General features: G+C 68.8%; 28 protein-coding genes and 1 pseudogene. All 29 read right to left on the bottom strand.

Annotation, left to right across the window (positions count from 1 at the left end):
• Positions 1 to 279 (bottom strand): annotated as a pseudogene (locus HUW62_RS32655) (DUF2924 domain-containing protein); the annotation flags it as partial.
• Positions 280 to 396: 117 nt separating this feature from the next.
• A complete protein-coding gene (locus HUW62_RS32650; RefSeq protein ID WP_176436631.1) occupies positions 397 to 621 on the bottom strand; it encodes a hypothetical protein in 225 nt (74 codons plus the stop codon).
• 109 nt (positions 622 to 730) lie between these two features.
• Entirely contained in the window at positions 731 to 961 is a 231-nt protein-coding gene (locus tag HUW62_RS32645) for a hypothetical protein (protein WP_176436630.1), read from the bottom strand.
• A gap of 71 nt (positions 962 to 1,032) precedes the next feature.
• On the bottom strand, positions 1,033 to 1,329 hold the full coding sequence (locus tag HUW62_RS32640) for a hypothetical protein (RefSeq protein ID WP_176436629.1): 297 nt from the start codon (positions 1,327 to 1,329) through the stop codon (positions 1,033 to 1,035).
• A 139-nt stretch (positions 1,330 to 1,468) separates the two neighbouring features.
• Positions 1,469 to 1,906: a hypothetical protein gene (locus tag HUW62_RS32635; protein ID WP_176436628.1), complete on the bottom strand. Its 438-nt coding sequence runs from the start codon at positions 1,904 to 1,906 to the stop codon at positions 1,469 to 1,471.
• Positions 1,907 to 1,914: 8 nt separating this feature from the next.
• Positions 1,915 to 3,825 carry a hypothetical protein gene (locus HUW62_RS32630; protein WP_176436627.1) on the bottom strand — a complete coding sequence of 637 codons (1,911 nt, stop codon included), beginning with the start codon at positions 3,823 to 3,825 and terminating at the stop codon, positions 1,915 to 1,917.
• Between the two features lie 64 nt (positions 3,826 to 3,889).
• Positions 3,890 to 5,227, bottom strand: a complete 1,338-nt coding sequence (locus HUW62_RS32625; protein ID WP_176436626.1) for a phage tail protein — start codon at positions 5,225 to 5,227, stop codon at positions 3,890 to 3,892.
• Between the two features lie 9 nt (positions 5,228 to 5,236).
• Positions 5,237 to 5,632, bottom strand: coding sequence for a hypothetical protein (locus tag HUW62_RS32620; RefSeq protein ID WP_176436625.1), 396 nt, complete (start codon positions 5,630 to 5,632; stop codon positions 5,237 to 5,239).
• 5 nt (positions 5,633 to 5,637) lie between these two features.
• Complete coding sequence (locus HUW62_RS32615) at positions 5,638 to 6,333, bottom strand: hypothetical protein (RefSeq protein WP_176436624.1); 696 nt, start codon at positions 6,331 to 6,333, stop codon at positions 5,638 to 5,640.
• 7 nt (positions 6,334 to 6,340) lie between these two features.
• Positions 6,341 to 6,868 carry a hypothetical protein gene (locus HUW62_RS32610; RefSeq protein ID WP_176436623.1) on the bottom strand — a complete coding sequence of 176 codons (528 nt, stop codon included), beginning with the start codon at positions 6,866 to 6,868 and terminating at the stop codon, positions 6,341 to 6,343.
• 1 nt (position 6,869) lies between these two features.
• Complete coding sequence (locus HUW62_RS32605; RefSeq protein WP_176436622.1) at positions 6,870 to 8,399, bottom strand: baseplate J/gp47 family protein; 1,530 nt, start codon at positions 8,397 to 8,399, stop codon at positions 6,870 to 6,872.
• Positions 8,400 to 8,724: 325 nt separating this feature from the next.
• Positions 8,725 to 8,979: a topoisomerase DNA-binding C4 zinc finger domain-containing protein gene (locus HUW62_RS50125; RefSeq protein WP_176436621.1), complete on the bottom strand. Its 255-nt coding sequence runs from the start codon at positions 8,977 to 8,979 to the stop codon at positions 8,725 to 8,727.
• A 123-nt stretch (positions 8,980 to 9,102) separates the two neighbouring features.
• Positions 9,103 to 9,870: a DUF5131 family protein gene (locus HUW62_RS32595; protein WP_176436620.1), complete on the bottom strand. Its 768-nt coding sequence runs from the start codon at positions 9,868 to 9,870 to the stop codon at positions 9,103 to 9,105.
• Positions 9,870 to 10,802, bottom strand: coding sequence for a three-Cys-motif partner protein TcmP (locus HUW62_RS32590; protein WP_176436619.1), 933 nt, complete (start codon positions 10,800 to 10,802; stop codon positions 9,870 to 9,872). Before HUW62_RS32590 ends, HUW62_RS32595 begins: the two co-directional genes overlap by 1 nt.
• 81 nt (positions 10,803 to 10,883) lie before the next feature.
• Positions 10,884 to 11,267: a GPW/gp25 family protein gene (locus tag HUW62_RS32585; RefSeq protein WP_176436618.1), complete on the bottom strand. Its 384-nt coding sequence runs from the start codon at positions 11,265 to 11,267 to the stop codon at positions 10,884 to 10,886.
• Positions 11,268 to 11,274: 7 nt separating this feature from the next.
• Positions 11,275 to 11,949, bottom strand: coding sequence for a hypothetical protein (locus tag HUW62_RS32580; RefSeq protein WP_176436617.1), 675 nt, complete (start codon positions 11,947 to 11,949; stop codon positions 11,275 to 11,277).
• Positions 11,950 to 11,957: 8 nt separating this feature from the next.
• A complete protein-coding gene (locus tag HUW62_RS32575) occupies positions 11,958 to 12,536 on the bottom strand; it encodes a phage baseplate assembly protein V (protein WP_176436616.1) in 579 nt (192 codons plus the stop codon).
• Between the two features lie 10 nt (positions 12,537 to 12,546).
• A complete protein-coding gene (locus HUW62_RS32570) occupies positions 12,547 to 13,830 on the bottom strand; it encodes a phage late control D family protein (protein ID WP_176436615.1) in 1,284 nt (427 codons plus the stop codon).
• Positions 13,827 to 14,168: a hypothetical protein gene (locus tag HUW62_RS32565; protein WP_176436614.1), complete on the bottom strand. Its 342-nt coding sequence runs from the start codon at positions 14,166 to 14,168 to the stop codon at positions 13,827 to 13,829. Before HUW62_RS32565 ends, HUW62_RS32570 begins: the two co-directional genes overlap by 4 nt.
• Entirely contained in the window at positions 14,168 to 14,680 is a 513-nt protein-coding gene (locus tag HUW62_RS32560; RefSeq protein ID WP_176436613.1) for a peptidoglycan-binding protein, read from the bottom strand. The genes HUW62_RS32565 and HUW62_RS32560 overlap by 1 nt, the downstream gene beginning before the upstream one ends.
• A gap of 14 nt (positions 14,681 to 14,694) precedes the next feature.
• Positions 14,695 to 17,379: a phage tail tape measure protein gene (locus HUW62_RS32555; RefSeq protein WP_176436612.1), complete on the bottom strand. Its 2,685-nt coding sequence runs from the start codon at positions 17,377 to 17,379 to the stop codon at positions 14,695 to 14,697.
• Between the two features lie 3 nt (positions 17,380 to 17,382).
• Positions 17,383 to 17,574 carry a hypothetical protein gene (locus tag HUW62_RS32550; protein ID WP_120616995.1) on the bottom strand — a complete coding sequence of 64 codons (192 nt, stop codon included), beginning with the start codon at positions 17,572 to 17,574 and terminating at the stop codon, positions 17,383 to 17,385.
• Positions 17,571 to 18,344, bottom strand: coding sequence for a hypothetical protein (locus tag HUW62_RS32545; RefSeq protein ID WP_176436611.1), 774 nt, complete (start codon positions 18,342 to 18,344; stop codon positions 17,571 to 17,573). The genes HUW62_RS32550 and HUW62_RS32545 overlap by 4 nt, the downstream gene beginning before the upstream one ends.
• A 236-nt stretch (positions 18,345 to 18,580) precedes the next feature.
• Positions 18,581 to 19,042 (bottom strand): phage tail protein, encoded by a 462-nt coding sequence (locus HUW62_RS32540; RefSeq protein WP_141593132.1) that lies wholly within the window; start codon positions 19,040 to 19,042, stop codon positions 18,581 to 18,583.
• Between the two features lie 11 nt (positions 19,043 to 19,053).
• Positions 19,054 to 19,845 carry a phage tail sheath family protein gene (locus HUW62_RS49135; RefSeq protein ID WP_368670522.1) on the bottom strand — a complete coding sequence of 264 codons (792 nt, stop codon included), beginning with the start codon at positions 19,843 to 19,845 and terminating at the stop codon, positions 19,054 to 19,056.
• The gene (locus HUW62_RS50120) at positions 19,736 to 21,271 is read right to left on the bottom strand and encodes a phage tail sheath protein (protein WP_368670521.1); all 1,536 of its coding nucleotides are present in this window, start codon (positions 21,269 to 21,271) and stop codon (positions 19,736 to 19,738) included. Before HUW62_RS50120 ends, HUW62_RS49135 begins: the two co-directional genes overlap by 110 nt.
• Positions 21,268 to 21,597 carry a hypothetical protein gene (locus tag HUW62_RS32530; protein WP_176436610.1) on the bottom strand — a complete coding sequence of 110 codons (330 nt, stop codon included), beginning with the start codon at positions 21,595 to 21,597 and terminating at the stop codon, positions 21,268 to 21,270. The genes HUW62_RS50120 and HUW62_RS32530 overlap by 4 nt, the downstream gene beginning before the upstream one ends.
• Positions 21,594 to 22,496: an IPT/TIG domain-containing protein gene (locus HUW62_RS32525; RefSeq protein ID WP_176436609.1), complete on the bottom strand. Its 903-nt coding sequence runs from the start codon at positions 22,494 to 22,496 to the stop codon at positions 21,594 to 21,596. Before HUW62_RS32525 ends, HUW62_RS32530 begins: the two co-directional genes overlap by 4 nt.
• On the bottom strand, positions 22,496 to 22,899 hold a 404-nt coding region (locus HUW62_RS32520), incomplete at its 5' end, for a hypothetical protein (protein ID WP_176436608.1). The genes HUW62_RS32525 and HUW62_RS32520, both read right to left, overlap by 1 nt.

The following is a 22,899-nucleotide window of genomic DNA, read 5'->3' as shown; positions in this document are numbered from 1 at the left end:
GAAGCGCCCGCGACGGGGGGCAGGCTGCGTGCCCTCGGCCGGGGTGTCGGCCCGTGCGGCAGGTGCCGGAGGCGCGCTGGGGGTGGCGGCCGTCGCCCGGTGGGTGGGGCTTCTCCGCTTCTTCGCGGCGAGTGCTTCCTCGATGCGGCGGATGAGGTGCGTCTTGTTGGGGCTGCGCGTCTCCTCGCCCAGGACTTCGCGGTACCGGGCGCGCAGCTCCGTCAGGTTCATGGACTCCAGCTTCTTCGTCTTCGTCTTCGGTGCGGCGGTGCGGGGCATGGTGGTGTTTTCCTTTCCGGGCCGTGGGTGCACGTCTGCCGTTCACGAGGGTGGCCCGGCGGCCCTCGTGCGCTGCTCTGCTGCCCCGCTGCGCGGGGCGTCGGTTTTGGTGGGGGACTACTTCGTCGGGGTGTTGCTGGCGTCGCGCTTGCCGGCTTGGTAGGCCGCTTCGAGGGCATCCCTCAGTTGCCATACCGCCACTTCGTGAATGTCGAGGCTGTCGCTGTTGCGTGTCTTCAGTGTTTCAATGTTCATCTCCTCGCGCGCAACGCGTTCGAGGGTTTCTGCGGGCGCCCTGGCGGGCTTCGAGGGGCTGCTGGGGCGTGGCTTGCTGGGTGCCATTGTTTCGTCCTCCCTGTGCGCCTTGGGCAGGCGCGTGTGAGGCATATGCGCTCTGGTCCGCGCGTATGGCAAGTCATTGAGTGCTGGGTTTGGGCGAGAGTCCGAGGTGCTACGGGGCGACGGCGGGGCTGTTGCCGGCGTCGCGTTTGCCGGCTTGGTAGGCCGCTTCGAGGGCATTCCTCAGTTCCCCTACCCCCACGTTGTGGAAGTCGAGGCTGTCGCTCCAGCGCTTCTTTAGTGTTTCGATGCCCATCTCTTCGCGCGCAATGCGCTCAAGGACTTCTTCGGGCGCCGGAGTGGGCTTCGAGGCGTTGGCGGGGCGGGGCTTGCGGGGTGTCATTGTTTTGTCCTTTCGTGCGCCTTGGGTGGCGCGCGTGAGACATACGCGCTCTGTTTCGCGCGTATGGCAAGTCATTGTGCGCTGGGATTGCGCAGGTGCGCGAAGCACTCCAAGTCGACGGCGCGCGGGTCGACATGCACGAAGGAGGTGGTTCCGCCCGGGTGAATGGGAGCAGCGTCGATGCAGTCCTCGGCCGTGACGCCCCCGAGGCGCGCCAGCTTCTCGTCGTCATTCACGTAGTAGTCGTCCGCGTCCGGGTTGGCGTCTGGGCGGAGGCCGCCGCGCAACACCGCGAAGATGCGGACCTTCTGCCCCCGGAGGCCGGGGATTTCGTTGCCGAGGTAGGTGGTGTCGGTGCCGATAACCATAGGTGTCTCCCTGGCGCGCAGTTGGGCGGCGCGCGAAGACATACACGCTCTGTCTTCGAGACATATCAAGTCGAGGAGAGAGGGATTCGGGACGCCCCTGGGCATGACGGGCGCAGGGGTTTTTGCTGGCAGTGTATGCCTATTGACTGGACTCTCCCGGGGTGCGGGGCTGCTCGTCGGGGGGCACCGCGATTCGGAGGCCCTGGGGGAACCAGCGCTCGCGAGCCTCCTGAGACAGGGGCCGCACCACCACCTTGCCGGCACCGCCCCCCTTGGGCTTGAGCACCGTATGCAGGCGTCCGCGCTGGACGAGCTCTGCATGCACATGGCCGACGAGGAGTCGGTGCAGGTGCCCGAAGCTGCCTGGCGCCGGATGCGCCGGCTCGCTCTCGGCGGCGCGGATGAGGAACTCGGTGGAGCGGCAGGTGGGACAGGGAGGGAGTTGGACGAGGCCGTCATCCACGTCCTCGCGACGGGCGACGCCCACCTCCAGGGAGTCGAGGGAGAGGCGATTGCCGCTGCCGCACCGGGCGCAGCGCTGAAGCACGTCCTCGGCGGTGACTTCGTGGATGGCCATGGGAGTCCTCACGCGACAGCGGTGTACGAGCCGAACCAGTACGTCGCGGCGAGGCCTGGGAGGGTTTGGTGGCTGTAGAAGGCGAAGCCGTCTCTGTCTGGCACCATGACGGTGGGGTTGCCGACGAAGCTTCCGCTGGTGGCGTAGGGGCTGAGGGTGATGGAGGAGGGCGCGGTGGGGAAGCGACTGCGGAACGTCACCGAGCCGCCGCCGGACAGGCTGTCGTGCGCGACGGTGTCGCTGTTGCTGTACTGGAGGCCCAGCCGGCCTACCTCGCGCACGCTGCCCGCCAACTCGAAGGAGGTGTTGCTGGTGGTGCTACTCAGCGGGAGTCGCAACGTGCGCGTCCACGAGGCGAAGGTGGCGGTGAGGCTGGCGTCATGGAGGAACTCGGCCTCGTTGCGTGAGAGGCGGAAACCGCCCGCCGCCGCCCCGGTGGTGTCGCGGGCCCAGGCGCTCCCATTCCAGGCGGCATTGAGGGTGAACCACACCGAGTCGCTGTCGGCGTAGAGGCGCAGCCGCGCCGCGACGCCTCCCGCGCCCTGGGCGTCGAGGAGAAGGACGCGGCCGGCGCCGAGGACGGGCTGGAGGATGGCCTTGTGCTGGGCCGCCGCCGCCTCGTTGCCGCGGAAGTGCCCGCCGCTGAAGGCCGAGAGGACTTCCGCGAGGGCCGCTTCGACGGTGCCTGCCGTCAGCAGGTTACCCGCGTCCGCGACAGAGACTGCGGAGGCCGCGTGAGCGTCAGCGGACTGGGTGAGGTGCCCGTTGAGGAAGCCCAGCAGCGCGGCGACCTGCTGGCGCAGGCTGCTGGCGGGAAGGGCGTGGGGCGTCCCGGCCAGCGCGTCTCCTCCGACGCGAGACGCACCGGGGCTTCCGGCCGTCGTCTCTCCGAGGCGGGTGACGACCTCCTGGAGTTGAGCCTGCACGCTGGTGCCGCTGACGTAGCCGTGGGGTGTGGCGCCAATGGCGCTGGCGTGGTGGGCCCCGGTGGCCGCGCCCTGGTGGGCGTTGAGGAAGCCCAGCAGCGAGGAGAGCTGCGCGTCCACGGTGCCTGCCGGCAGGAGGTTGGGCGTGCCGGGCACCGCGTCCGCGCCGACACGGGAGGCGCCTGGGGTGCCAGCAGCGGCGGTGGAGAGCTTGTTCGCGACTTCGTCCACGGCCTCCTGCACGTTGGTGGAGGTGATGAAGCCGTGGGGCGCGTAGTCCACGGCACCGGCCCCGTGTCGCCGGGCGGCGCCGGAGAAGTGGCCGGCCAGCTCGGCGTCCACCTCGTCCAGCGTCGCCTGCACCGTGTCCGCGCTGGGGCTCAGGACGTCCCAGGTGCCGCTCTCCACGGCCACCGAGGTGCCCCGGGCGAAGATGAAGGCCTGGCGGCGAGAGGCGTCCAAGTCCGCGGCGAGAATCTGCGTCTGCCCGGGGCGCCGCCGGACGTCACACAGCAGCAGCTCGTCGGGCTGGAGGGCGGGCTTGGGCGCCAGGCCGACGGGGCCCTCCGGTGCCTGGCGCACCACCAACTCGAAGGACTCGTCGCGACGGAAGTACACCTGCTGGGAGTTGCCGTCCGTGCGCGGCTCGGACAGCAGGCGGGTGAAGCGCAGGAAGATGCCCACCCACCGCTCGCTGCCGGCCGTGGAGACGTCGGTGGGAATGCCGGAGACGTCCACGGCGCAGTCCACCGTCTGTCCGGTGCCGAAGAAGATGCGCTGGCCGAGGTTGTCGTAGGCGCGCGCCGGGGCCGTCAAATCGACGGAGAGGTTGGGCACGGGCGCGTGCGGCGCGGGCACGGCTCCGGAGATGACACCGTGGACGCCCAAGTCCGAGGCGAGGTTTCGGTCCGCCTGCTCCGACTGCGCGAAGGCCAAATCCAGCTCGGCCTCGCTGACACGTTGCCTGAAGAAAAAGTCCAGCCGGTTGCTCATGCCTGTGCCCTCCAGAGGAAGGCAAAGGCAGGGCGCGAGAAATCGGGGACATGCCGGGCGGACGTCAGTGCAGCGTCGTCGTCTCGCCCAGCTCGCTGAGTCCCAGCTCCCAGTGCTCCGGGAGAATGGGCGGCAGGGGCTCCACCAGGTCGACGAAGTGGGTGTGCGCGGGCTTGAGGTACTCGACGAGGGTGCGCAGGCGCTGGCGCTCCGCGGGCGAGAGGAGACGCTCCACCTCGACGTTGAAGGCGTAGCGGGCGAAGCGCTCCGAGGGGCCCAGCACCCAGTCCACGCCTAGCTCGGACTCGCCCAGCACGAGGGTGTCCGAGGCGAAGGGGGAGATGGCCCGCACCTCGATGCCGAGGAAGAAGCGGATGGCGTTGCGCAGGCCCAGCGCGGTGCCCTTCTGCTGGTACATCTCGACGAGGATGGCGGCCAGGCGGCGCCGGGCGAGGACGTCCAACTCGAAGGCGAAGGGGTTGCCCAGGTCCTGGAGGATGGCGTCCAGGAAGGACTCCGGCGCGCGCTCCAGGTCGAAGACGTCGGGGAAGGCGTCCAAGTCAGAGAGGAGCAAGTCCGTCACCTCCTGGAGGCAGGAGATGAAGCGGTGCAGGTCGCCCGTCACGTCGTCGCGGCGGTTGTGGCGGGGCAGCATGTCCCAGAGCTGGAAGCTCCGGGAGGGCGGCCGGGCTGGCCGGAAGCCAGGAAAGGTGGCGCGGTGGTATGGGGCGAGCACCGGGTTGCCGCGCGCGTCCGTCACGCCCTCCACGCGCACTTCGTACACCACGTCCGGCGTCAGTTCCGTGTCGAGGACGAGGTGGACGAGGGGGCCTTCCGCCGCGGCCTCGAGGGAAGCGACTGGGACGGCGGGCGCACCGCGAGGCGTGAAGGTGAAGCGCGCCGAGGGCGGCACCCGGACGGACTCGTCGAAGGCGAGGCGCACCGACTTCGGCGCCAGGGCCTGGGCGCCCACGAGACGGGGGGCCGTCCTGTCCTCCACGGTGAAGGTGTACGTCTCGTCGAGGAGGTGCGCGCCGCCGGCCGTGGCGGAGACAACGCGCACGGAGACGGAGGCCTGGCTGGCCAGCGGCACCGCCGGGTGCAGCACCATGCGCAACGTGTCCGCTGTCTGCGTCACCTCCGCCAGAGGCCCCGCGAAGGCGGGCGTTACCTCTGCGCTGGTGCCGCCCTCGAATGCGAGGACTCCACCCACCCAGACGCGGGTGGCCGCCCGGGCGACGCCGTCCACGCCGACGTCCACAAGCTCCAGCTCCAGCGCGGAGTCGACGGGGACGTCCTCCTCCCCTGGGCCCGGAGCGCGGTTGAGGAGGAGGGGGTGGCGCGTCTCGGCGAAGAGGGAGACGGTGTCAACGTAGAGGGCGGGCAGCTCAACCGTGGCCATGGGGCTTCCTCACGGGGAGACGAGCTCCAGACGGACGCCCACCGTGTGGACGCCGGAGAGTTTCGAGACGTTGGCGGCCATGTCCGTAACGAGGCGCTCGCGGCCGGGGCGCCCGAGGCAGCGGGCGTACTTCACGCCGTCGACGACGAGGGACGCCTCCCAGGCCAGGCCCGCCGGGGCTGCTGAAGGCACACGGAGGCGGAAGGCGGCGCGGACCAGGTCCACGCCGGTGACGTCCACGGCTTGCGTCACCTCGGCGAAGTCCCCGGGGGCCAACTCGAATCGGCGCCCGGGCTCCTCGTCGCCGAGGACGAAGAGGTACTCGCCCGAGGCGGGCGTGGCCTGCTGGGGCCGGATGCGGCCCTGCCCCAGGCCCAGGCGACTGGTGAAGGCGGTGAGGGCCATGGGCTTCACACCTGCCGGGACAACTCGAGCGAGTCGAAATAGGCGCGGCGCGTGACGTCCTTCACCGCGAAGCCGAAGCCGCCCCGGCCGGAGGTGAGGGGCTGGCTGCCGGAGTTGATGCCGAGGGCGTCGTCGATGAAGTCGGCCATGCCCGGCACGGGCTGCCAGTCGGGAGGCGTACCGAGCGGGTGCGCGGCCAAGTCATTGTGGAGGGCCTTGAGGACGACGTCGCCGTTGGCATTGACGACGACGTCCAGCCGCAGGTGTAGCCAGGTGCCCTGGGTGAAGCTGGCCGAGGACTTCAGCAGGACGCCGGGCCCATCCGCGTCGGGCAGGCCCGTGGTCACCGCACCCTTGCGCAGCACCACTCGATGCGGCTCGTCGTCGGAGAGGCCCAGGAGGTAGGCGGAGTCGTTGACGGAGGTGCCCTGGCCGCAGAGGAAGAGGAAGGGGGAGAAGCCGGTGGGGCCGCCTCCTGGCCCTCGTTGAATGCAGCCGCGGATGCTGCCTCCCTTGGCCATGGGGGCGAAGTCCGGCAGGTTGGCGAAGAGACCCACTGCGCCCTGCGCGGCGGCGAGGGAGTTGAAGGCGAAGAGGAAGTTGCCGCCGCCCGGGGGACGGGCAATGCCCGCCGTCACGCCCCTGTCCACGGTGGCGATGTCCAGTCCGCCGTTGAGGTAAGTCCAGTCTGCGAGTGCCATGGTGTCCTCACTGTGTGGCGGCCAGAGGCCACCCGGTGCCGAAGTCCTCGGTGGGCTGCGTCGTGTTGAAGAGGGCCCCGCGCGCCGTCACGTCCTCCCAGCGCCAGGCGTAGGCCTCGTTGGTGTGCCAGTGCTGCTCGAAATCCTCCCGCGGCGACTCGCTGAAGAGGCCCTCCACGGAAGCTGCGTCCACCCAGTCCGTGAGGAAGGGCCCCTGGCCCCACGTCTCGACGACGTTCCCCTCGAAGCGGTGCGGGACGAGCTGCGCGGGCGGCAGCTCGAAGAGGAAGCCGTCGTTGTCCCAACCTCGGGAGAAGTCCTCGAAGCCGTCGCGCTGGCCGAAGAAGGCGAGGGCCACGGAGACGTCGGAGAGGGCGGCGCGCCAGATGTACCAGCGCTCGAAGTCCTCGCAGGACTCCTCCGGCACACCGAAGCCCGCAAGGGCTTCGAGGCGCGTCACCGCCGCCAGCGTCCAGTGCGCAGCCTCGCCGGGCCGAGCGCCCGCGTCCTCGAAGCTGGGGTTGAGGAGGGCCATGTCAGAGCATTCCCCCGGTATCGCCGTCCTGGAGCGTGACGCTGCCCAGCACCGGCAGCTCCCGCACCGTCAGCTTCAGGTCCGCGGGCAGGCCGTTGAATGTCAGGTCCATTCGCGCGTCGCCCAGCTTCCGCACTCCGGGCACATCGCGAATGACGTTGAACACGTCCGACCAGGCCACCTCTCCGGCGGGGAAGCCCTGGGCGTCCTTGAGGTTGAAGCCGAAGTCGATGCGCGGATTGGGTGTGCCGTCCGGCTCGCTCACCCGGAAGTGGACGGCGAGCGCCTGGCGGACGCGCGAGGCGACGTCCTGGGCCGAAGCGCCCTGGCGAACGAAGAGGCGCGCGGAGACGTCCACGCGCCGGTACACCGGCTCCTGGACTGCCACCTGGAAGGTGAGGGTGCAGGGGTAGACTTCCGTCACCTGTCTCAGCACCTGGGCCTTGAGCGCGGGCGTGGGAACTCCGCCGCCCTGGGGCACCACGTAGAGGATGCCGGCATTCTCCCCAATGGTGGCGTCCTCGTTGGACGTCAGCATGAGGGCGCGCGCTACGCCGGGCAGGCGCCGGGCGTTAATCTCGAAGTCCTCACGGGAGACGGTGCGCGTTGGGGCACGGAGGCTCTCGGGGGCGAGCAGTTTCGCGGAGGCCACCGTCTGCCTGTCCGCGCCACCCGAGGCGGGGGCGGGGTTGTGGACGGACACCTGCGCCGCGTGGCCGTGGGCGTCCCGGAAGCTGCCCTCCACGACGACGAGGCGCCCCGCATCCACGTTGCCGGCCGCGCCGCCGCCCGTCTTGTACACCACCGCTACGGTGCCGGCGGGTGGCAGGCCGTTGGTGCCGTTGCCGAAGCGGACGGTAGCCCTGTCTCCCTGATCCACCGAGACGAGGAAGTGGGCGTCGGAGGCGCGGGAGTTGAGGAAGGTGTCCACCTCGATGAAGGCGCCCTGGGCGGTGGACACGCGGGCGGAGCCGTCGAGGTAGGGGGCGAAGTCCAGGTGCGCCTCGAAGTCGGCGAGGCCGCGGGAATCGAAGAGCTGGGTGTGCGTCTTCGAGTGCTCAGCCACCGCGAGGACGCGCGGCGGGTTGGCGCCGGCCGGAATGGTGACGGACGAGAGGAGCTGGAAGCGGACGGCCTCTGTCACCTCCTGGGTGCGGACGACGATGCCGGCGGGGAAGGTGACAGGGGCTGTGGGAGGTTGGGACACGCGCAGTTCCACCTCGGACGTGGCCGCCTGGGCGCCGTGAAGCCGGTAGCCCAGCATGCGCGCCAGGGCGATGACGTTGCGGCGCTGGGTGGCGGTGGAGAGGCGCGACTCGCGGGCGAGGTTGTCCTGGTAGCTGCCGAGGACGTCACCGACGAAGGCGTACATCTCCAGCAGGAGGTTGCCGAAGCTGGCGACGTCGAAGTCCGTCCAGTCCGGGAAGACGCTTTTCACCAGCGCCATGAGGCGCGCGCGCAGGGCGTCGAAGTCGCGATGGGTGTAGTCGGTAGACGCGGGAAGAAGTGGCACGTCGGCGAAGGCCTCCACCGGGAGGCAAAGGCCTTGGGCCCACTTCTTCAGGGGACATCAAATGGCGAACGCTGCTCGGGCCTCCCTCTCGCCGCATGAGAGGCTCAAGTCGCCGGAGGTCGGCGCGCCTCGCTATCCGAGGAAGATTCTGAACACCCGAATGTCGTGCACGCGCAGCCGCTCGATGAAGCGACGTGTCGCGTCGATGTCGGGTGCGCAGCGACCTACATGCACGACCACGATGGAGTGCTGGTCGCGAGGGGCTCTATGCGTTGGATCGTGCGGGCAATAGGAACACCTACACAGCGTGGCCGTCGTCGCTGGTGAATCGGATGAGTCTTCCTCAGAAGAACGGTGGCTTCCGACCAACGAGCTTACGCACCTCTTCTCGCTTCTCTCTAAATTCAAGCGAGAGGGCTTCAGTCTTCTTGCACTTCGGGTAACCAGGGCAGCCCCAAAACTCGCCATGGGGGCCATCCCTGACCGTCATCGCTCTCTCGCAGGCAGGGCAAGCCGGGCGCAATCTCCAGAACTCTCCCTGGATTTCATTCTTGCGTTCAATCAGAGCGAGAGCGTCAGAAGGAGGGGGTTTGTCCATGGAGTCTCCTCAACGAAAGTGAGACGAGAACAGGATTTAGTGTCACCCTATCACTTCGGACGCTCGCTGAGGAGGGTTCCCCTCGTAGATCCGCAGCGCATCTTGAGAATCGACCGAATTGTGTTAGCCCATGATTGGCAAGGAGCGCGCGGCGCGTGGTGCACTCACAACGGGAAGCGGAGTCGCCTCCGGCATCTCGTCGTAGGTGCGACCGTCGAGGATGCGCCCCGCCTTTTTCTTATTCTTGCCGCCCCACTGCTTGAAGAAAAAAGCGACGTCAGCGCGAGCGCACTGGTCGCGAATGTCAATTGCCCACGCCGGGTCCATAGGACGCGCACGCTGGCCCGACTCGCCACCGACGATGACCCAATCGATGTTCTTGAGCTTTAGCTTCGGCAGCGGACCAAGAAGCGGTTCGAGTGACAGGAACTTCACGTGTGCGCCTGTCGAGCGCAGGTCGTCGATGCGACCAACATAAGTTGCGCTCTCGACGCTCACGCCCATCCACACGTTCTTGGGCCAGTCGATCTCCGGGCTCAGCTCCGCTAGGCGGTCGGCGCGCTTAGTGAGCACCTGGAAGCGATGCCAGGAGGCGCGGCACATGACGTCGAAGACTCGCTGGATGTACTCAAGTGGCACGTCCTCGTGGAACAGGTCGCTCATCGAGTTCACGAAGATCGTCTGCGGCTTCTTCCACTTAAGAGGCAGCTCCAGCATCTTCGGTTGCAGTGTGAGCTTGAATCCGTCCTTGTAGTTCGGCTGCCCCATCGCCTGCAGTCGTTTCGCCATGCGCTCCGCGTAGCAATACTTGCAGCCGGGGCTGATTTTATTGCAGCCCGTTACGGGGTTCCATGTGGACTCGGTCCACTCAATGTCGGAGCCGAGGGCCATTAGCGAGCCTCCTTGAGTAGATGATTGGCAATGCGCAGCGCGACGTTCTTGCCGCGCTCATTGCCGACTGCGAAGCAGAGGAGGTACAGCGGATTGTTCGCTGAGTTCCGGAGCATTCCTGGCTTTTCTGCAACGCCTGCGAATACCTCCTTCAGGCGATTGTTGAAGTAGCGGGCCATAACATCCATCGGCGCCTTGACCTGGGCCTGGGCATCACCGAATAGCGTGGGCGTCGTCTCAACCTTGTAGAACTCGTCGTACCAGTCCTTCGTGCCGAAGAAGGCGTTCATGCGCTGGCGCCATGGGTCGGGGATCTTGCCCGATTTCGTTGCCACTCGGTTAATGCCCATGCCCAGCGGTACGAGCAGCCACAGGTCGATAGCCTTTGTCGCCGCGATGGCCTGAATCGTCTTCCACTCGACCTGCATGCCGTAGGGATCGAGGAACAGCACTGCGCGCCGCGACTTCCACGCATTGAGCGGCGCGCAAAGCTTCTGGATCTCCGCGTTCGCTTCACCCTGCCGAACGACAATGTCGTCGGCGAGCGCGGGGAACTCCTGCTTCAGGGCCTTGAGTTGCTGACAGCGCTCGTGGCTTCGCTCAATGAAGATGTAGCTCTCGAACCGAGGCTCGACCTGCAGCGCTAGCTTTGCTGAACCTTCGAGGAGTCTCTGTGGTGCAGGCTCGTTGAGGTCGGGGAAGAGCAACGTGTCCGGCGCGCTGCTCGTGTCGCGCTCACGCGCCGTACGCGTGCCGGTACCCGCGAACGCGTCGATGTACGCCTTGCGGAACGCGTTGTTGGCAGACGGCTTATCCTTGAGCGCCGTCGTGTACGCCACGAGGTAGTGCTTGAGCACGTCCAGCTTCTTCTCGGTCCAGTCCCCTCCAAAGCTGTGGGCCTTGCCCTTGGATGTCACTCGCGAGCGTGTCATGTGCCAATACTGCTTCCTTGTTCAGCAGAAATCGAGAGCGCCATCCTCATCGCAAGGTACATGGGCAGCGAGAACGCCGAGCTAGAAGTCGAGTGGGGCGATTTCCACAATGGTTTCAACGTCATGCTCGCGCACGCGCACACGAAGCGTCAGCATTGCTGAGCCCTGCTCAACGCGGACCTGCACGAGGTGGACTCCAGGCAGCCAGCGAGCGAGGGCGTCACGGACGTACACGCGTGCCAGCTCCGCCAGCACGGCGTCGTTGCGCTGGTGGCGAAGGCGCGAGAGTCCGGCCCCGAAGCTGGTGCGCCAAGGCAGCTCGCCGGTGGAGTGAGGGGTGGCGCCTTCCGTCAGCAGCACCTGCCGCACCTTCGAGCTGAGCAGCTCGGCCCCGGAGCCCACGGCGAAGTCGCGCTTCCTGTCCCGGCGGAAGGGGACGAGGAGATTCTGGCGGGCTCGACTCATGACGTCCTCACGGAATGGGGATGGCCGCGCGCACCTGCTGCAGCGTGCGGACGATGGCGTCGAGAGGCGCAATGGCTTCTTCCAGCGCGCTTCCCTCAAGGCTGGAGAAGTCCGGCACCTGGGGGCCGCCCACCAGCCCCAGAAAGACGTTGAGGAGGGCCATGAGCTGGGAGAGGGCGGCCAGAGCCTTGCCGACGTTGGCGGCCTCCTGGGCGACGTTGGCCTCCGCGCAGCCGGCCACCGCGAGGAGGCCCGCGTCCCCAATCTGGACGGCGCGCAGTCGGGCCCGTGCCACGCTCGACAGGCGCATTTGCAGGTGCAGGAGCTGGCCACGGGCATGGCCCAGCTCGCCTAGGACGATGTCGATGACGCCCACCACCGTGTACGGCACCGAGAGCTGGGGGACGAGGCGGAGCAGCTTGGACACCTTCTCGGCCAGCTTCGGCAGGGCCGCGGCGATGGCTGTCGGGTCCGGCGGAGGGCCCAACGCGTCAGGTATCGCCTTCACGACTTCGACGAGGGCCAGCACCGCTCCGATGATGTCGAAGAGGGGCGTGAGCGGCGCGAGGGCCGGCTGGACGGCCTGCAGGAGCTGGTGGTGCTGCAAGGTGGCGCCGCCGGGCAGGGTGAGCGTGGGCGCCTCGGGCAGCGGGGGGATGTGGATGCAGATGGGCAGCGCCATGGGCTTCCTCAAATCGGCTCGGCGATGGGGCGGACGACGCGGCCAGCGATGGTGACTTGAGCCGCCTCCAGGGAGATGGCGCCCACCGCGCGCAGGGTGAGGGCGGTAGTGGCCTCCAGGGTGACGGTGTTTTGCTCCGCGTCGAAGGTGAGGCAGTCGCCCGTCTTCCGGTTGGTGAGCTTCAGCTTCTTCTTCCCCGCGGCCTCGTCCAACTCGACGCGGAAGGTGGGCGTGGCGAGGACGCGGTTGTCGGGCGGGGACACCTGGGCTTCTTCGGGAACCTCGCTCTGGCCGCCCGGCTTCCCCCAGTGCGCGCTGAGGTAGTAGGGCGCGTCGACGTCGCCCATGTTGAAAAAGACGGCCACCTCAGCGCCCACGTGCGGCACCGCGAAGAAGCCCGTGTCCTTGGCGCCGCCCCCGGAGGTGCCCAGGGGCCAGGCCCAGGCGGACTCGGGCTCGAGGACACCGGGGATGCACACGCGGACGCGGCCGAGCTGCTCCCCGTCGTCGCGGCTGGTGACGTAGCCCACGTACATGCCGAGCAGGCGCGTGTCGTGAGTGAGGATGTCGTCGTCGAAGGGGCTCATGGTGGGCTCGCTACCTGGGGAGACTCATTCCTGCTTCGGGGTCCTCGACACCGATGGGCTGCCCGTCGCGGCGGTACTCGATGTACCGGGTGCCGGTGTCCCTCTCGAATGCCTCGACTTCCTTCAGTGCCCCAGTCGTCTCGGGTGCGCTGGTGTTGGGCTGTCCGCCCTGGGGCTGGCCCTGCTTCTCGGCGCTGGCTTGCTGACGCTGCCCCGTGCCGTCACGCGACAGCTTCAAGTCCGTGGTGTAGCCGGAGGAGGAGAGGACGTGCTTGGCCTCGGTGACGTAATACTTCCCGGACAGGAAGCTGGAGATGCCGCGCACCTCGACGACGGACTTCGCGCGCAGGCTGGGGTTGCCCACCACCTGGAGGGACAGCTTCACGGTGCCGGCTTCCGCGCGTCGGAAGCGGGCCTCGGACTCGCGCTGGGCTTGGGCGGGTGTCGATGCCGAGGTGGGCTGGACGCTGGTGGTGCTGTTGCGAAGCTGCAGGGACGTGGTGCCCGTGCGCTTGTCCACCACCTCGAGGAAGTCCGCGAGGGTGGTGCGCTCCACGGTGCCACTGCTCGCCTGGGCCTCGATGTTCTTCTTGGCCATGGCGTCCCGGCCGCGCACGTCCACCTTGCCCACTCGACGGCCCAGCTCCGACTCGACGTTGACAGAGAGGATGTCGCCCCGGCCTGTGTCGGCGTACCACCACAGCACATGGGTGGGTGCTGCGGCCTGGTTGCGCGGGCCGAAGGTGAGGCCCCTGTCGTCGACGTGGAATTGGTACTCCTCCCGCGCGGCCAGGCGCCGGAGGAGCCTCGCGTCCGTCTCCCCGGCCTGGTGGATGGTGTCGAAGGACTCTCCGGTGTCCTCGACGTGGATGGAGTCCTCCTCATAGCCGTACTCGGAGGCCACCTCGCGCACCACCTGGGCGCGCGTCTTGCCCTTCCAGGTGCGCGTCTTCGCTTCGCGGTGCATGAGGGCGCTGAGGGCCTGTCCCTCGACGGTGAGCACCTGGAAGCCCTTCAGCTTCTTCACCACCACTCGTCGCGGAGGAGCCATGAGCCCCGGGTAGCCCCAGGACACCTCCAGCACCGTGCCGCCCACCAGCTCCGCCCTGTCGAAGAGCGCCAGGTCGAAGTTGTCCAGTTGGAGGGACAGCTTGTCGGCCTTCGTGGCGGAGTCCTCGAAGGTGAGGCCGAGGACGCGCCCCTCAAGGGAGAGAGGCTCACCGCCGCGGGCCTTCTCGTGTGCCAGCAGCGTGAGGCGCACGCCAGGCGCGCTCCTGTCGAGGGGCCGTGTCATTCGCTGGCCCTCCGCCGCTGCTCGCTGAGGATGACGTCGGTGAGGACGCGCAGCGAGGGGATGTAGACGCGCCGCCCCGCCTCCAGCTCCAGCGTCGCGTCGATGATGGGCTCCGGCTGGAAGTCGGCGATGGCCCACCAGAAGCCGCAGGCGCGCGGCAGGGGCGCGAAGTAGCGGCCGGCGAGGCCCCAGAGGGAGTCGCCCTCGGCGACGAGGTGGACGCGCGTGTCCACGTGCGGCTGGAAGCCGTAGGGGACTCTCTCGGTGAGGAAGAGGTGGCCAGCCTCGTCCCGGAGGCCGAGGGAGAAGGAGTAGCGGCTGCCGGCGTGAGGGGCCACTACGGCACCTCCTGGCGGAGCTGCTCGGAGGTGACGCGCGTGTCCAACACCTCCTCGAAGGTGACGGTGGCGGTGTAGACGAGGACGCGTCCGTCGACGGCGAGCTGGCGGTACTGGAACTCCACGCTGGCGACGACGCACTCCACGGAGAGGACGCCGGGCCAGAGGACGAGGACGCGCGGGGGGGCCGTCGCCAGCACGCCCTCGGTACCGGCCGGGGGCACGGTGAGGGCGCGGACGAAGGCGCGGAACGCCATGATGTTGGACGTGTCGGCCTGCTGGGAGGCGAAGAAGGCGTCCAGGTAGAACTCGACGCCCGACAGCTGCCGGTTGGAGGTGCCCTGAAACTGGAGCACCTGGTGAGAGAGGCCCGGCACCGCGAGGCGGTTCCAGTTCACCTGGAGCTTCTCCACCAACTGGGTGGGATTGAAGAGGCACTCCATGGCCTCGCCGGTGAGGACATTCACCAGCACGCAGCGAGGAGGACGGGCGAGGCCAGCAGCGAAGGGCACGCGGGGCCTGCCTTTCAGTAAGACGCCATGGGAGAGAAGCTGCGGGAGGCGGCGTCCCTCTCAGCGCGCGCCGTGGCCTGGGCAAGCACCTCTCCGTCCACCTGGACACTCACGAGGACGGGCGCACTCGAAAGAGGGGCAGGCTCCGAGGAGAGCACCTCCGCCTGGGACAGTGAGGCCTGGAGGGCGGCCACCGCCGGCATGGATGAGGACTCCAGGGGCCACTCCACTGGCGAGGTGGAGGCCATGGAGGTGACAGGAGAAGGGGCAGCGTCGGGCGAGTCCTCGAGGCCGAAGGCGACGGACAAGTCCCGGTGGAGGGTAAGCCGGGCCGTCCGCATCGCCTGCTGGAGGCCGGTGTCCTTGCCGAAGAGGCTCGCCACGGCGTCCACGACACCGAGGATGGCGCCCACCAACTCCAAGAGGACGCCGGAGATGGCGTCCACCACGCCGAAGACGATGAGCTTCAGGCCCGTCCACGCCTCGGCCCAGTTGCCGGTGAGGGCTCCGCTCAGCGTCAACACCACGCCCCAGAAGACGTCGACGATGCCGGAGAAGGCCGCCAGGGCGGCGTTGAGGATGCCCCCCACCACCGACACCACGAGGGAGACGGCGGACACCAACACGCCCACGACGGTGGTGATGTTGCCGATGGCAAACCCGATGGCTTCCCCCATGAGCGTCCACCCACTGGTGCCCTGCTGCACAGCGGAGGTGGTGCCAAAAAGGCCCGAGAGTGCCCCGCCGAGGACGCGGCCCAGGTGTGCCAGGCTGCCCAGGAGGACGTCGACGCCGGCCTTCATGTAGTGCCATTGCCCCGCCAGGCCTTCCGCCACCTCTGCACCGGCCGTCATGCCGAGGACGACGAAGTCGAAGACGCGGGCGAGGGCGCGGCCCACCGTGGCCCCCGCGTCGCCGAACGCGGCGAACTTCGCGGCGGCGGTGGCCGCGTCGTCCCTTTCGGAGAGGAAGCCCAGCGCCTCGCCCACCCGCCCTAGCGTCGCCTGGAAGGCTTCGAGGGTGGGGCGCGCGGCTTCGAGTCCGGAGGAGAAGCCGTCGGCGATACCGGAGAAGAAGCTGTGGAGGCGATGGCCCCACAGGTAGACGTTGATGAGGAAGTCCTTCAGCCCGGCATTCTCGGCGCGGCCCAACTCCTCTCGCACCGCGCCGGAGAAGCCCCCGTCCTCGAAGAGCTGGACGAGGCCGCGGAAGGCGAGCATCACCTGCGCCTGCACACGCCGCACGAAGTCGCCCAGCCCACCGAGGTTGTGGCGGAAGGCGTAGGCGAGGCCGGCCACGGCGACGCCCAGGAGGACGACAGCGCCCACGGCCGGAAGCACCGTGGCCAGGAGGCCGCCCAGTGTGAGGCCCAGCACCTTGAGGCCCACCACCAGCAGCGCCAGGCCCACCTGGCCGGAGATGACAGCGCCGACGAGGGCGATGACACTCCCGGCCGCCAAGGTGAATGTCGCGAGGGCGCGCTTCACCGGGCCAGGCAGGGCCTGGAAGACACCCAGCACCTGCTTCACAGCGTCGGCGACGAGGGCGACGAGGGGCTTCAACACCTCGTCGAACGGTTCCCCCAGGACGATGGCCAGCGCATTCATGCGTCCGGCCAGCAGCTTCTTCTGTCCCTCGTAGGTGTCCAACATCTGCTGGCGGAACTTCTCGGCTGTCCCGCCTGCATTCGTGAACTCATCGCGCAGGTACTCAAGAGCCGCGGCACCTCGGACGACTTCGCCGGTTTGCTTGCGAACGCCGTCGGTGAGCTGCGTGAGGATGGCGTTCACACCGCCGAGCGCCTCGCGGCCGAATGTCTTCAGCAGGAATGCGCTGCGCTGCGCCTCCGTCATGTGCTCGAGGGCGGGGGACAGCTTGTCGAGGATGCCGAGGAAGCTGAGGAAGTTGCCGCCAGCGTCAGTGACGGCGACCCCGACGCCGCGCAACCGCTGCTGCACCTCCGGGTCCGCCATGCGCTCCATGGCGACGGCCACGGCGGTGGACGCACGCTCCACGCCAGGGACGACATTCTTCACGAGCCCCAGGGCGATGAGCGTCTCGGGCAGCTCCTGGTTGAGTGCCTGCGCGCCTCGGGCAGCGGTGCCCAGGGCCAGGGGCAGCTCATTCGCGCTGAGCGCGAAGACGTTGACGGCCTGGAGCATCTGGTCGACGGAGAGGGAGGCCTTGTCGGTGGAGATGCCGAAGGCCTTCATCGCCTGCGACGCGAGGCCGGCCGCACCCTGGGGCGTCAACTCCCCCAGCGAGCCTCCGGCCAAATCCAGGACGGGCTCGAGCAGCTTCATGGCCTCCACGGCGGTGAAGCCGGCCTGGGTGAGCTCGCGCAGGCCCATCACGGACTCGGTGGGTGTGAATTGCGTGGAGAGGCTTGCTTCGAGGGCGGCGTCACGTAGCTGCCGCAGCTCCTCCGCCGAGGCGCCGGAGACGGCGGCCACGCCCGCCACGGCCTGCTCGAACTCACCGGCGGCGTTGGCGAGGGACAGCGACGCGCCGATGGTGACGGCCCCCGCGGTGAAGAGGGCCATGGCGACGCCGAGCCGCTGGAAGGCGCCCTCAATGCGCGCGGTGCCCAACCCCACTCGCTTGTCCAGGCGCGTGAAGTTCACCTCGAGCTGGGTGAAAACTCCGGAAGCCAAGTCCCTCGCCGTGAAGACGAAGCCCAGGCCGAGGTTGTTGAGCACGCGCTACCTCCGCTTCGCGGACTTCTCCAAGGCCTTCGCCTCGCGACTGCGTTGCTGGCCGATGCGCTCAAGGAGCCAGTCCCTGTCCGAGGTGGGCAGCTCCAAGGCGTCACCGAGAGGAACTGCGAGGCCGCTGCCGCCGTGCTGGTGCCAGCACAGTTGGAAGAGGCCCTCGCGCCACGTCTCCAGCGTCACGCCGGGGAAGAGGTGGAGCGCTCCCGTCGCCTCGCTGTCCGGGCTTGCCCCGGAAGGAAGAAACCCCGGTCGAAAGGGAGCTCCACCTCCTGGCGCATGAAGCACTCGGGGCACTCGACTTCGAGCGTCGTGTCCACGCCGCAGTCGACGGCGTCAAACTCGTCGACGAGGAAGTCCGCGTCGCGCAGGCTCAAGTCTTCGAGGAAGCGGCGCTTGTCGCGCGCATCCACACCGTCGACGTCCAGCACCCGGTAGGCGAGGACGGAGGACAGCAACTTTTCGGGGGCCGCGCGCTGGAGCTGCGGCAGCCGCCGCTCGTCCTCCCCCGTCAGCAGCTTGAAGCGCACGCGCTTGCCGGCGTCGGGCAGGCTCGTCTCGAAGCGGTTGCCGGCCATGAAGGCCGCGCGGCTGGCGTCCGAGAGGACGCGCACCGGGAGCTGCGTCAAATCCAGCTCCCAGTCGATGCGGGCGCGGCAGGCGGCATTCTGGCAGGGGACGGCGAAGACGTACTCGGGGCCGTAGGTGTGGACGCGCACCTGGAGCAGGGCGAAGAAGCGGTCCCCCTGCAGCACCTGGCCCCAATCCACCTTCCCGTCGGCGAAGGCGTAGGGGCCTGCCTCCAGCAGCTCCTCCCAACATGCGGAGAGCAGCTCATCCACCTGGCCGCCGCTCTTCGCCAGCTTCCTGTCCGCGAGGACGCGCTCCTCCCGCACTCGCATGCCCCGAATACGGCCCGTCAGCCCCGAGGGGCATGAGATGATGTCCGCCATGTCGTCCTGCCTCCGGAAAGGACAAAGGCTTCGGGCGGCAAATCGGGGACATCGACAGTCGCAGCCCCCACTCTCGGTGGGGGACTCCGGGGAACGAGCGAGGACTTTTGTGCTCGCTGCGCCGAAGTCACGCTCGTGACTCAGCTCGTCCGCTCATGGGCGGAGCGGGCGCCCCTTCTGAATGGGAACGCCCGCCCGCGTGCAAGGCCCATGGAAGCTACGTCGCTGGCTGAGTCCTACTTGGCCAGCTCGAAGAAGTCGTAGGTGAGGGTGACGCTTTCGATGACATTTTCATCGGACTCGTTGTCCCACTCACCCGCGACGAACTTCACCGGCCAGGCGCGGGAGAGGCTCCACCGACGCAGCGTGGTGCCGTCCCTGTCTTGCTGGACGATGTCGAGGTTGCGCTTGTAGAGGCTGTCCGGCAGGCCGAGGCCGCTGGTGGTGTGCACGACGTCCTGAAACCAGTCGAAGAGTTCGTGGTCCTGCGTGGCGCCGCGCTCGAGGGTGACGTCGGAGAAGGTGAGACGCCCCGGCGACTTGTTGGGGATGAGGCTGCCGCCCTCGAAGTATTGGACGTTGGCGACCTCGACGGACAACTCGCTGCACTTCTGGAAACCGGAGTGCCCGAGGCCGTCAGCCTCACAGAGGAACTTGAAGCGCTTATGGAAGCTGCGCGGTTGCCCGATGATGGCCATGGCCAGTCTCCTTACAAGCCCGCCGAAGCCAGCTCGGCTTCGAGGGCGCGGGTGTCCTGGGCGATGCGCAGGACAATGAATTCGGCGGGCTTGTTGGTGGCGAGCCCGATGCGCGCCACCAGCTTGCCGGCGAAGACGACGGACGGCGGATTGAGCGCGTCCGAGACGTCGACGAAGAAGGCCTTGGCGGGCTCCTGGCTGCGGAAGGCGCCGTTCTTCATCTGTGCGAGGAGGAAGGTGGCAATGGAGCGCCGCACCTGAGCGCGCAGCCCTTCCGTGTTGTTGCGGTGCCGGGCGAATTGCAGCCCTGCCTTGACGCTGCGCTCGATGAAGGACACCCCGCGCCTCTCAGCGACGTAGGGGAAGTTCCCACTGGCCTTCAGCGTGCGGCTGCCGTCGATGAAGCGCGGCAGGCCGGGCCCGGTGGTGAGAGGGTTGATGCGGCGGGGGTAGACGACGTCCCGCTTCTTCTCTTCCAACGTCTCCTTGGACTCGAAGCCCAGGACGCCGAACATGCGCCCGGCTTCGATGCCGGCGGGTGCTTCATACACACCACCTGGGCGCGCGCCGTCGTTGCGCGCGAAGACGCCAGCGATGATTCCGGAGGGCGGGACGATGAGCTGCTCTACGTTGCCGAAGACGCCGCGGGCGGGGTTGAGCACCTTGACGCGGGGCCAGTAGAGGGCCGCGTGCTCAGAGAGCCCTTCGATGGCGGCCTCCTGCGAGACGTAGGAGACGATGTCCGTGGCGCTGTAGCCCGCGGGCGAGTCGAGGACGGCGAAGACGAGGCCGCCTCTCGCCACCTCGCAGTAGCGCACCATGGCGTTGTGGACGGCGGGCGTGGCGCGACCGGGCACCAGGAGAAGGGAGAGGTCCTGCACTTCGTCGAGCGCGTAAAAGACCGCTCCGGCCGGCCTCCGAGCCGATGAAGTCCGTGTCGTCCAGGCCGACGAGGCCGTCCTCGCCGCTCGAGAGGGCCACCGTCTGCTCGTCCGGAATCGCGTCCGGTTGCACCATGAAGGCCCGGACGTAGGTGGAGCCGGTGCGCTCGTCATTGAGGACGCGCTCGACGTAGCGCGCGTCGCCCTGGGCCGAGGAGAGGTTGGGGAAGGACTCGCGGTAGGCGCCGTCCTCGAGGACGAGGACGTCGAAGGTGTCGGGAGCGCCATTCGTCGGGGGCCGCACCTCCACCTCGAGGCGGTTGGCGTAGGCGCCCGCGTCCTTCGCCTCCAGGTGGAGGACGTCGGAGGCGCCGGAGGCGTTGCCCGTGTGCAGGAGCGCGTCGAGTCCGAGGCCGGAGCCCGCGTCTCCCTGCACACGCAAGGAGGCACCAGGCCCCGTGGACTGGGTGAGCAACTGCAGGGCCCCCAGGGAGGAGGGGGCCACACGGACGCCCGCCACCGCCGCCTCCACGAGGGCGCGCACCTCGGCCAGCTCGACGGCGCGCAGGCTCTGGACGTTGCCGCTCCCCACCTGCGGGCCGCCCGCGAAGCCGAAGACGGTGTTGGCCACCGCGTCGCCCACCTCCAGGCGGCTGGAGGCGCCCTGGGTGTCGCTGGCGATTCTCAGCACACCCGCCTCCACGGTGGCGCGTCCGCCGATGAGTCCCGCGTTGAGGACGGCGGCCACCTCCTGGGCGGTGGCCTGGGTGATGTTGTCGAAGTCCTCCGCGCTGAAGAGGATGAAGACGTCCCGCCCGTCGTCGACGCGCACCCGGAGCGACTGCCCTGCGGTGAGGGCATAGGGCCCAGGGCGCCCCGCGGAGACGGAAGCCGCGGTGCCGGAGAAGACGACGTCCACCGCCTCGGCGCCGTTGGCGGACACCTCCAGGCGCTGGCCGTTGGCCAGGGTGAAGGGGGGACGCAAGGTGCCGCGCACGACAGCGGGCGTGGGCCCGCCGCCCGTGGTGAGGGCCGCCGCAGCAGGCGTGGCCGTGTGCGACTCGGAATCGGAGACGTCCTCGTAGTGAACGGTGCGCACCACCCAGAGGTGGCTGCCGCCTTGTTCGAAGAAGCCCATGGCGGCGAGGGCCAGGTCCGAGTCTGGTGTGAAGCCGCCGAAGGTGGCCTGGTACTCCTCGAAGGACGTGCACAGCACGGCCTGGCCGATGGGGCCTCGCTCCGCCAGGCCGATGGCACCCGCCACGGAGGTGGGCACGGAGGGAATGCCACGGACGCGCGGCTCCTCCTCTTCGACGACGATTTTCGACGACAGCAGCTCACGACTCATGAGGCACCTCGCTTCTTGCGGGACACGCGCGCCGACACCTCGGGCGCGGCAGAGGGGAGCGACGACGGCGGGGCCGTGGGGGCTTGCCGCTGCAGGGCGACTTCGCCGCGGCGAATGGCAGCAGCCACCGCGGGCACGCAGAGAGTGGCCTCGGGCACGTCCTCCAGCGACACACCCGTGGCCAGGGTGAGGGAGGAGGGCAGGCGTCGGCCGCCACGGCCTGGCTGCACGCCGCAGGCGCACTCGCCGCGCGCGACGCAGTACGACTCATGGGGCAGGAGGAAGGTGACGAGCCTGCCCAGGGCGTTGGTGAGGGTGACACTCATGAGGTGCCTCCAGAGAGAGAGTCCGTTTCGAGGTGCGTCCCGGCGACTGCCTTGCCGATGTCGAGGGGCAGGCCCGAGTCCACGTCGAAGCCGCGCACCACCAAGCCCCAGGTGAAGGCGCGCACGTCGTCGCGGCTGCCGAGCTGCGTGCGCACCTCGCCGTCCGCGTCCATCTCCCAGCGGACGGTGCCGCGCGAGGCGTCCTCGGCGTCCCTCGGCATGGCCAGCCAGCGGTTGCGGTTGAGGAAGGTGGCCACGGCGGCCATGAGGTTGAAGAGTTCGGCGGTGCGCTCGGAGGCCACCGTGAGGGTGAAGGCCAAATCCACGGTGTACGCGGGGCGCCTGCGCACCAACTCGGCGCCGGAGGGGCCCTGCACGACGTCCTCGTGCAAGACGTTGGTGGAGTAGCGACGACTCTCGCGCATCGTGGGGCCTGACAGCACCACGGAGGGCAGCGCGGCCATGGCGATGACGTTGAGGCCGTCTGCCACCGTGTCGTCGTAGTCGACGGAGACGCTGGCGCTGACGTTGGCCACCACCTGGCGCTTCAGCTCGCGCAGCAGCGTGCGCACGAGGCGGGTGAGGTCCGCTTCCTTCGCGACGCGTGGGCGCAGGTAGCGGTACGCCCCCGGAAGGGCAGCGGCCTCGCCTGGAATGGGGCGTCCGTCCGCGGAGAGGTTGAGCAGCTCCGCGTCGGCGGTGCCCACCTCGTGGGTCGGCGTCCGCACGTCCACGTAGGCCGTGCCTGCCTCTTCACGGACGGCGAGCACCTCTGCGCGCAGTCCGCCCAGGCGCACGGCGACCTGCGCGGCGAAGCCAGTGCCGGCGAGGCGGAGGATGTCGCCGCCGCTGGTGGGCCCCGAGGAGGGCGTCGCGGAGGTGAGAGAGGGGACGGCCATTACCCGGGCCCTCCGAGGCCCAGCTCCTTCGCGACGCGCGCGAGGAAGCGGCGACTGGCGCCCTGTCGAAAGCGTGCGAAGGCCGGCCGCAGGAAGGGCCGCGCGGGCGTCTGAGTCACAATGACGCCGCGGCCCCTGCCGCTGTTACGCGACTCGCCGGCCAGGCCGGCCTGTCGCAGCAGCGCGAAGAGGAAGCGCCGCATCTTCGGCGTCATGGGGATGACGACGGGTGGGCCTCCGTACTCCTGCAACTGCGCCACGTCGACGAGGGACTCACCGTCCGGGCTCTTCGCGGTGCGCGACACGCCGATGAAGGCCTCGTCGCCCTCCACGACGACGGAGATGGAGTTGCGTAGCGCGCCCGAGACGAGGAGGGCCTTCGTCCCGTTGAATCCGGCGAGCT

It is taken from the genome of Myxococcus sp. AM011, assembly GCF_013372595.1.
Lineage (GTDB): Bacteria > Myxococcota > Myxococcia > Myxococcales > Myxococcaceae > Myxococcus > Myxococcus eversor.
This window is presented reverse-complemented; position numbering and strand designations above follow the sequence as displayed.

Excerpts from the sequence above, each read along its gene's own strand:
- HUW62_RS50120 (WP_368670521.1), bottom strand. The coding sequence starts at position 21,271 with ATGAGTCGTGAGCTGCTGTCGTCGAAAATCGTCGTCGAAGAGGAGGAG.
- HUW62_RS32620 (WP_176436625.1), bottom strand. The coding sequence starts at position 5,632 with ATGGCCCTCACCGCCTTCACCAGTCGCCTGGGCCTGGGGCAGGGCCGC.
- HUW62_RS32625 (WP_176436626.1), bottom strand. The coding sequence starts at position 5,227 with ATGGCCACGGTTGAGCTGCCCGCCCTCTACGTTGACACCGTCTCCCTC.
- HUW62_RS32615 (WP_176436624.1), bottom strand. The coding sequence starts at position 6,333 with ATGGCACTCGCAGACTGGACTTACCTCAACGGCGGACTGGACATCGCC.
- HUW62_RS32650 (WP_176436631.1), bottom strand. The coding sequence starts at position 621 with ATGGCACCCAGCAAGCCACGCCCCAGCAGCCCCTCGAAGCCCGCCAGG.
- HUW62_RS32610 (WP_176436623.1), bottom strand. The coding sequence starts at position 6,868 with ATGGCCCTCCTCAACCCCAGCTTCGAGGACGCGGGCGCTCGGCCCGGC.
- HUW62_RS32585 (WP_176436618.1), bottom strand. The coding sequence starts at position 11,267 with ATGAGTCGAGCCCGCCAGAATCTCCTCGTCCCCTTCCGCCGGGACAGG.
- HUW62_RS32540 (WP_141593132.1), bottom strand. The coding sequence starts at position 19,042 with ATGGCCATCATCGGGCAACCGCGCAGCTTCCATAAGCGCTTCAAGTTC.
- HUW62_RS32525 (WP_176436609.1), bottom strand. The coding sequence starts at position 22,496 with ATGGCCGTCCCCTCTCTCACCTCCGCGACGCCCTCCTCGGGGCCCACC.
- HUW62_RS32545 (WP_176436611.1), bottom strand. The coding sequence starts at position 18,344 with ATGGCGGACATCATCTCATGCCCCTCGGGGCTGACGGGCCGTATTCGG.
- HUW62_RS32580 (WP_176436617.1), bottom strand. The coding sequence starts at position 11,949 with ATGGCGCTGCCCATCTGCATCCACATCCCCCCGCTGCCCGAGGCGCCC.
- HUW62_RS32590 (WP_176436619.1), bottom strand. The coding sequence starts at position 10,802 with ATGACACGCTCGCGAGTGACATCCAAGGGCAAGGCCCACAGCTTTGGA.
- HUW62_RS32635 (WP_176436628.1), bottom strand. The coding sequence starts at position 1,906 with ATGGCCATCCACGAAGTCACCGCCGAGGACGTGCTTCAGCGCTGCGCC.
- HUW62_RS32570 (WP_176436615.1), bottom strand. The coding sequence starts at position 13,830 with ATGACACGGCCCCTCGACAGGAGCGCGCCTGGCGTGCGCCTCACGCTG.
- HUW62_RS32630 (WP_176436627.1), bottom strand. The coding sequence starts at position 3,825 with ATGAGCAACCGGCTGGACTTTTTCTTCAGGCAACGTGTCAGCGAGGCC.
- HUW62_RS32645 (WP_176436630.1), bottom strand. The coding sequence starts at position 961 with ATGACACCCCGCAAGCCCCGCCCCGCCAACGCCTCGAAGCCCACTCCG.
- HUW62_RS50125 (WP_176436621.1), bottom strand. The coding sequence starts at position 8,979 with ATGGACAAACCCCCTCCTTCTGACGCTCTCGCTCTGATTGAACGCAAG.
- HUW62_RS32530 (WP_176436610.1), bottom strand. The coding sequence starts at position 21,597 with ATGAGTGTCACCCTCACCAACGCCCTGGGCAGGCTCGTCACCTTCCTC.
- HUW62_RS32595 (WP_176436620.1), bottom strand. The coding sequence starts at position 9,870 with ATGGCCCTCGGCTCCGACATTGAGTGGACCGAGTCCACATGGAACCCC.
- HUW62_RS32575 (WP_176436616.1), bottom strand. The coding sequence starts at position 12,536 with ATGAGCCCCTTCGACGACGACATCCTCACTCACGACACGCGCCTGCTC.
- HUW62_RS32640 (WP_176436629.1), bottom strand. The coding sequence starts at position 1,329 with ATGGTTATCGGCACCGACACCACCTACCTCGGCAACGAAATCCCCGGC.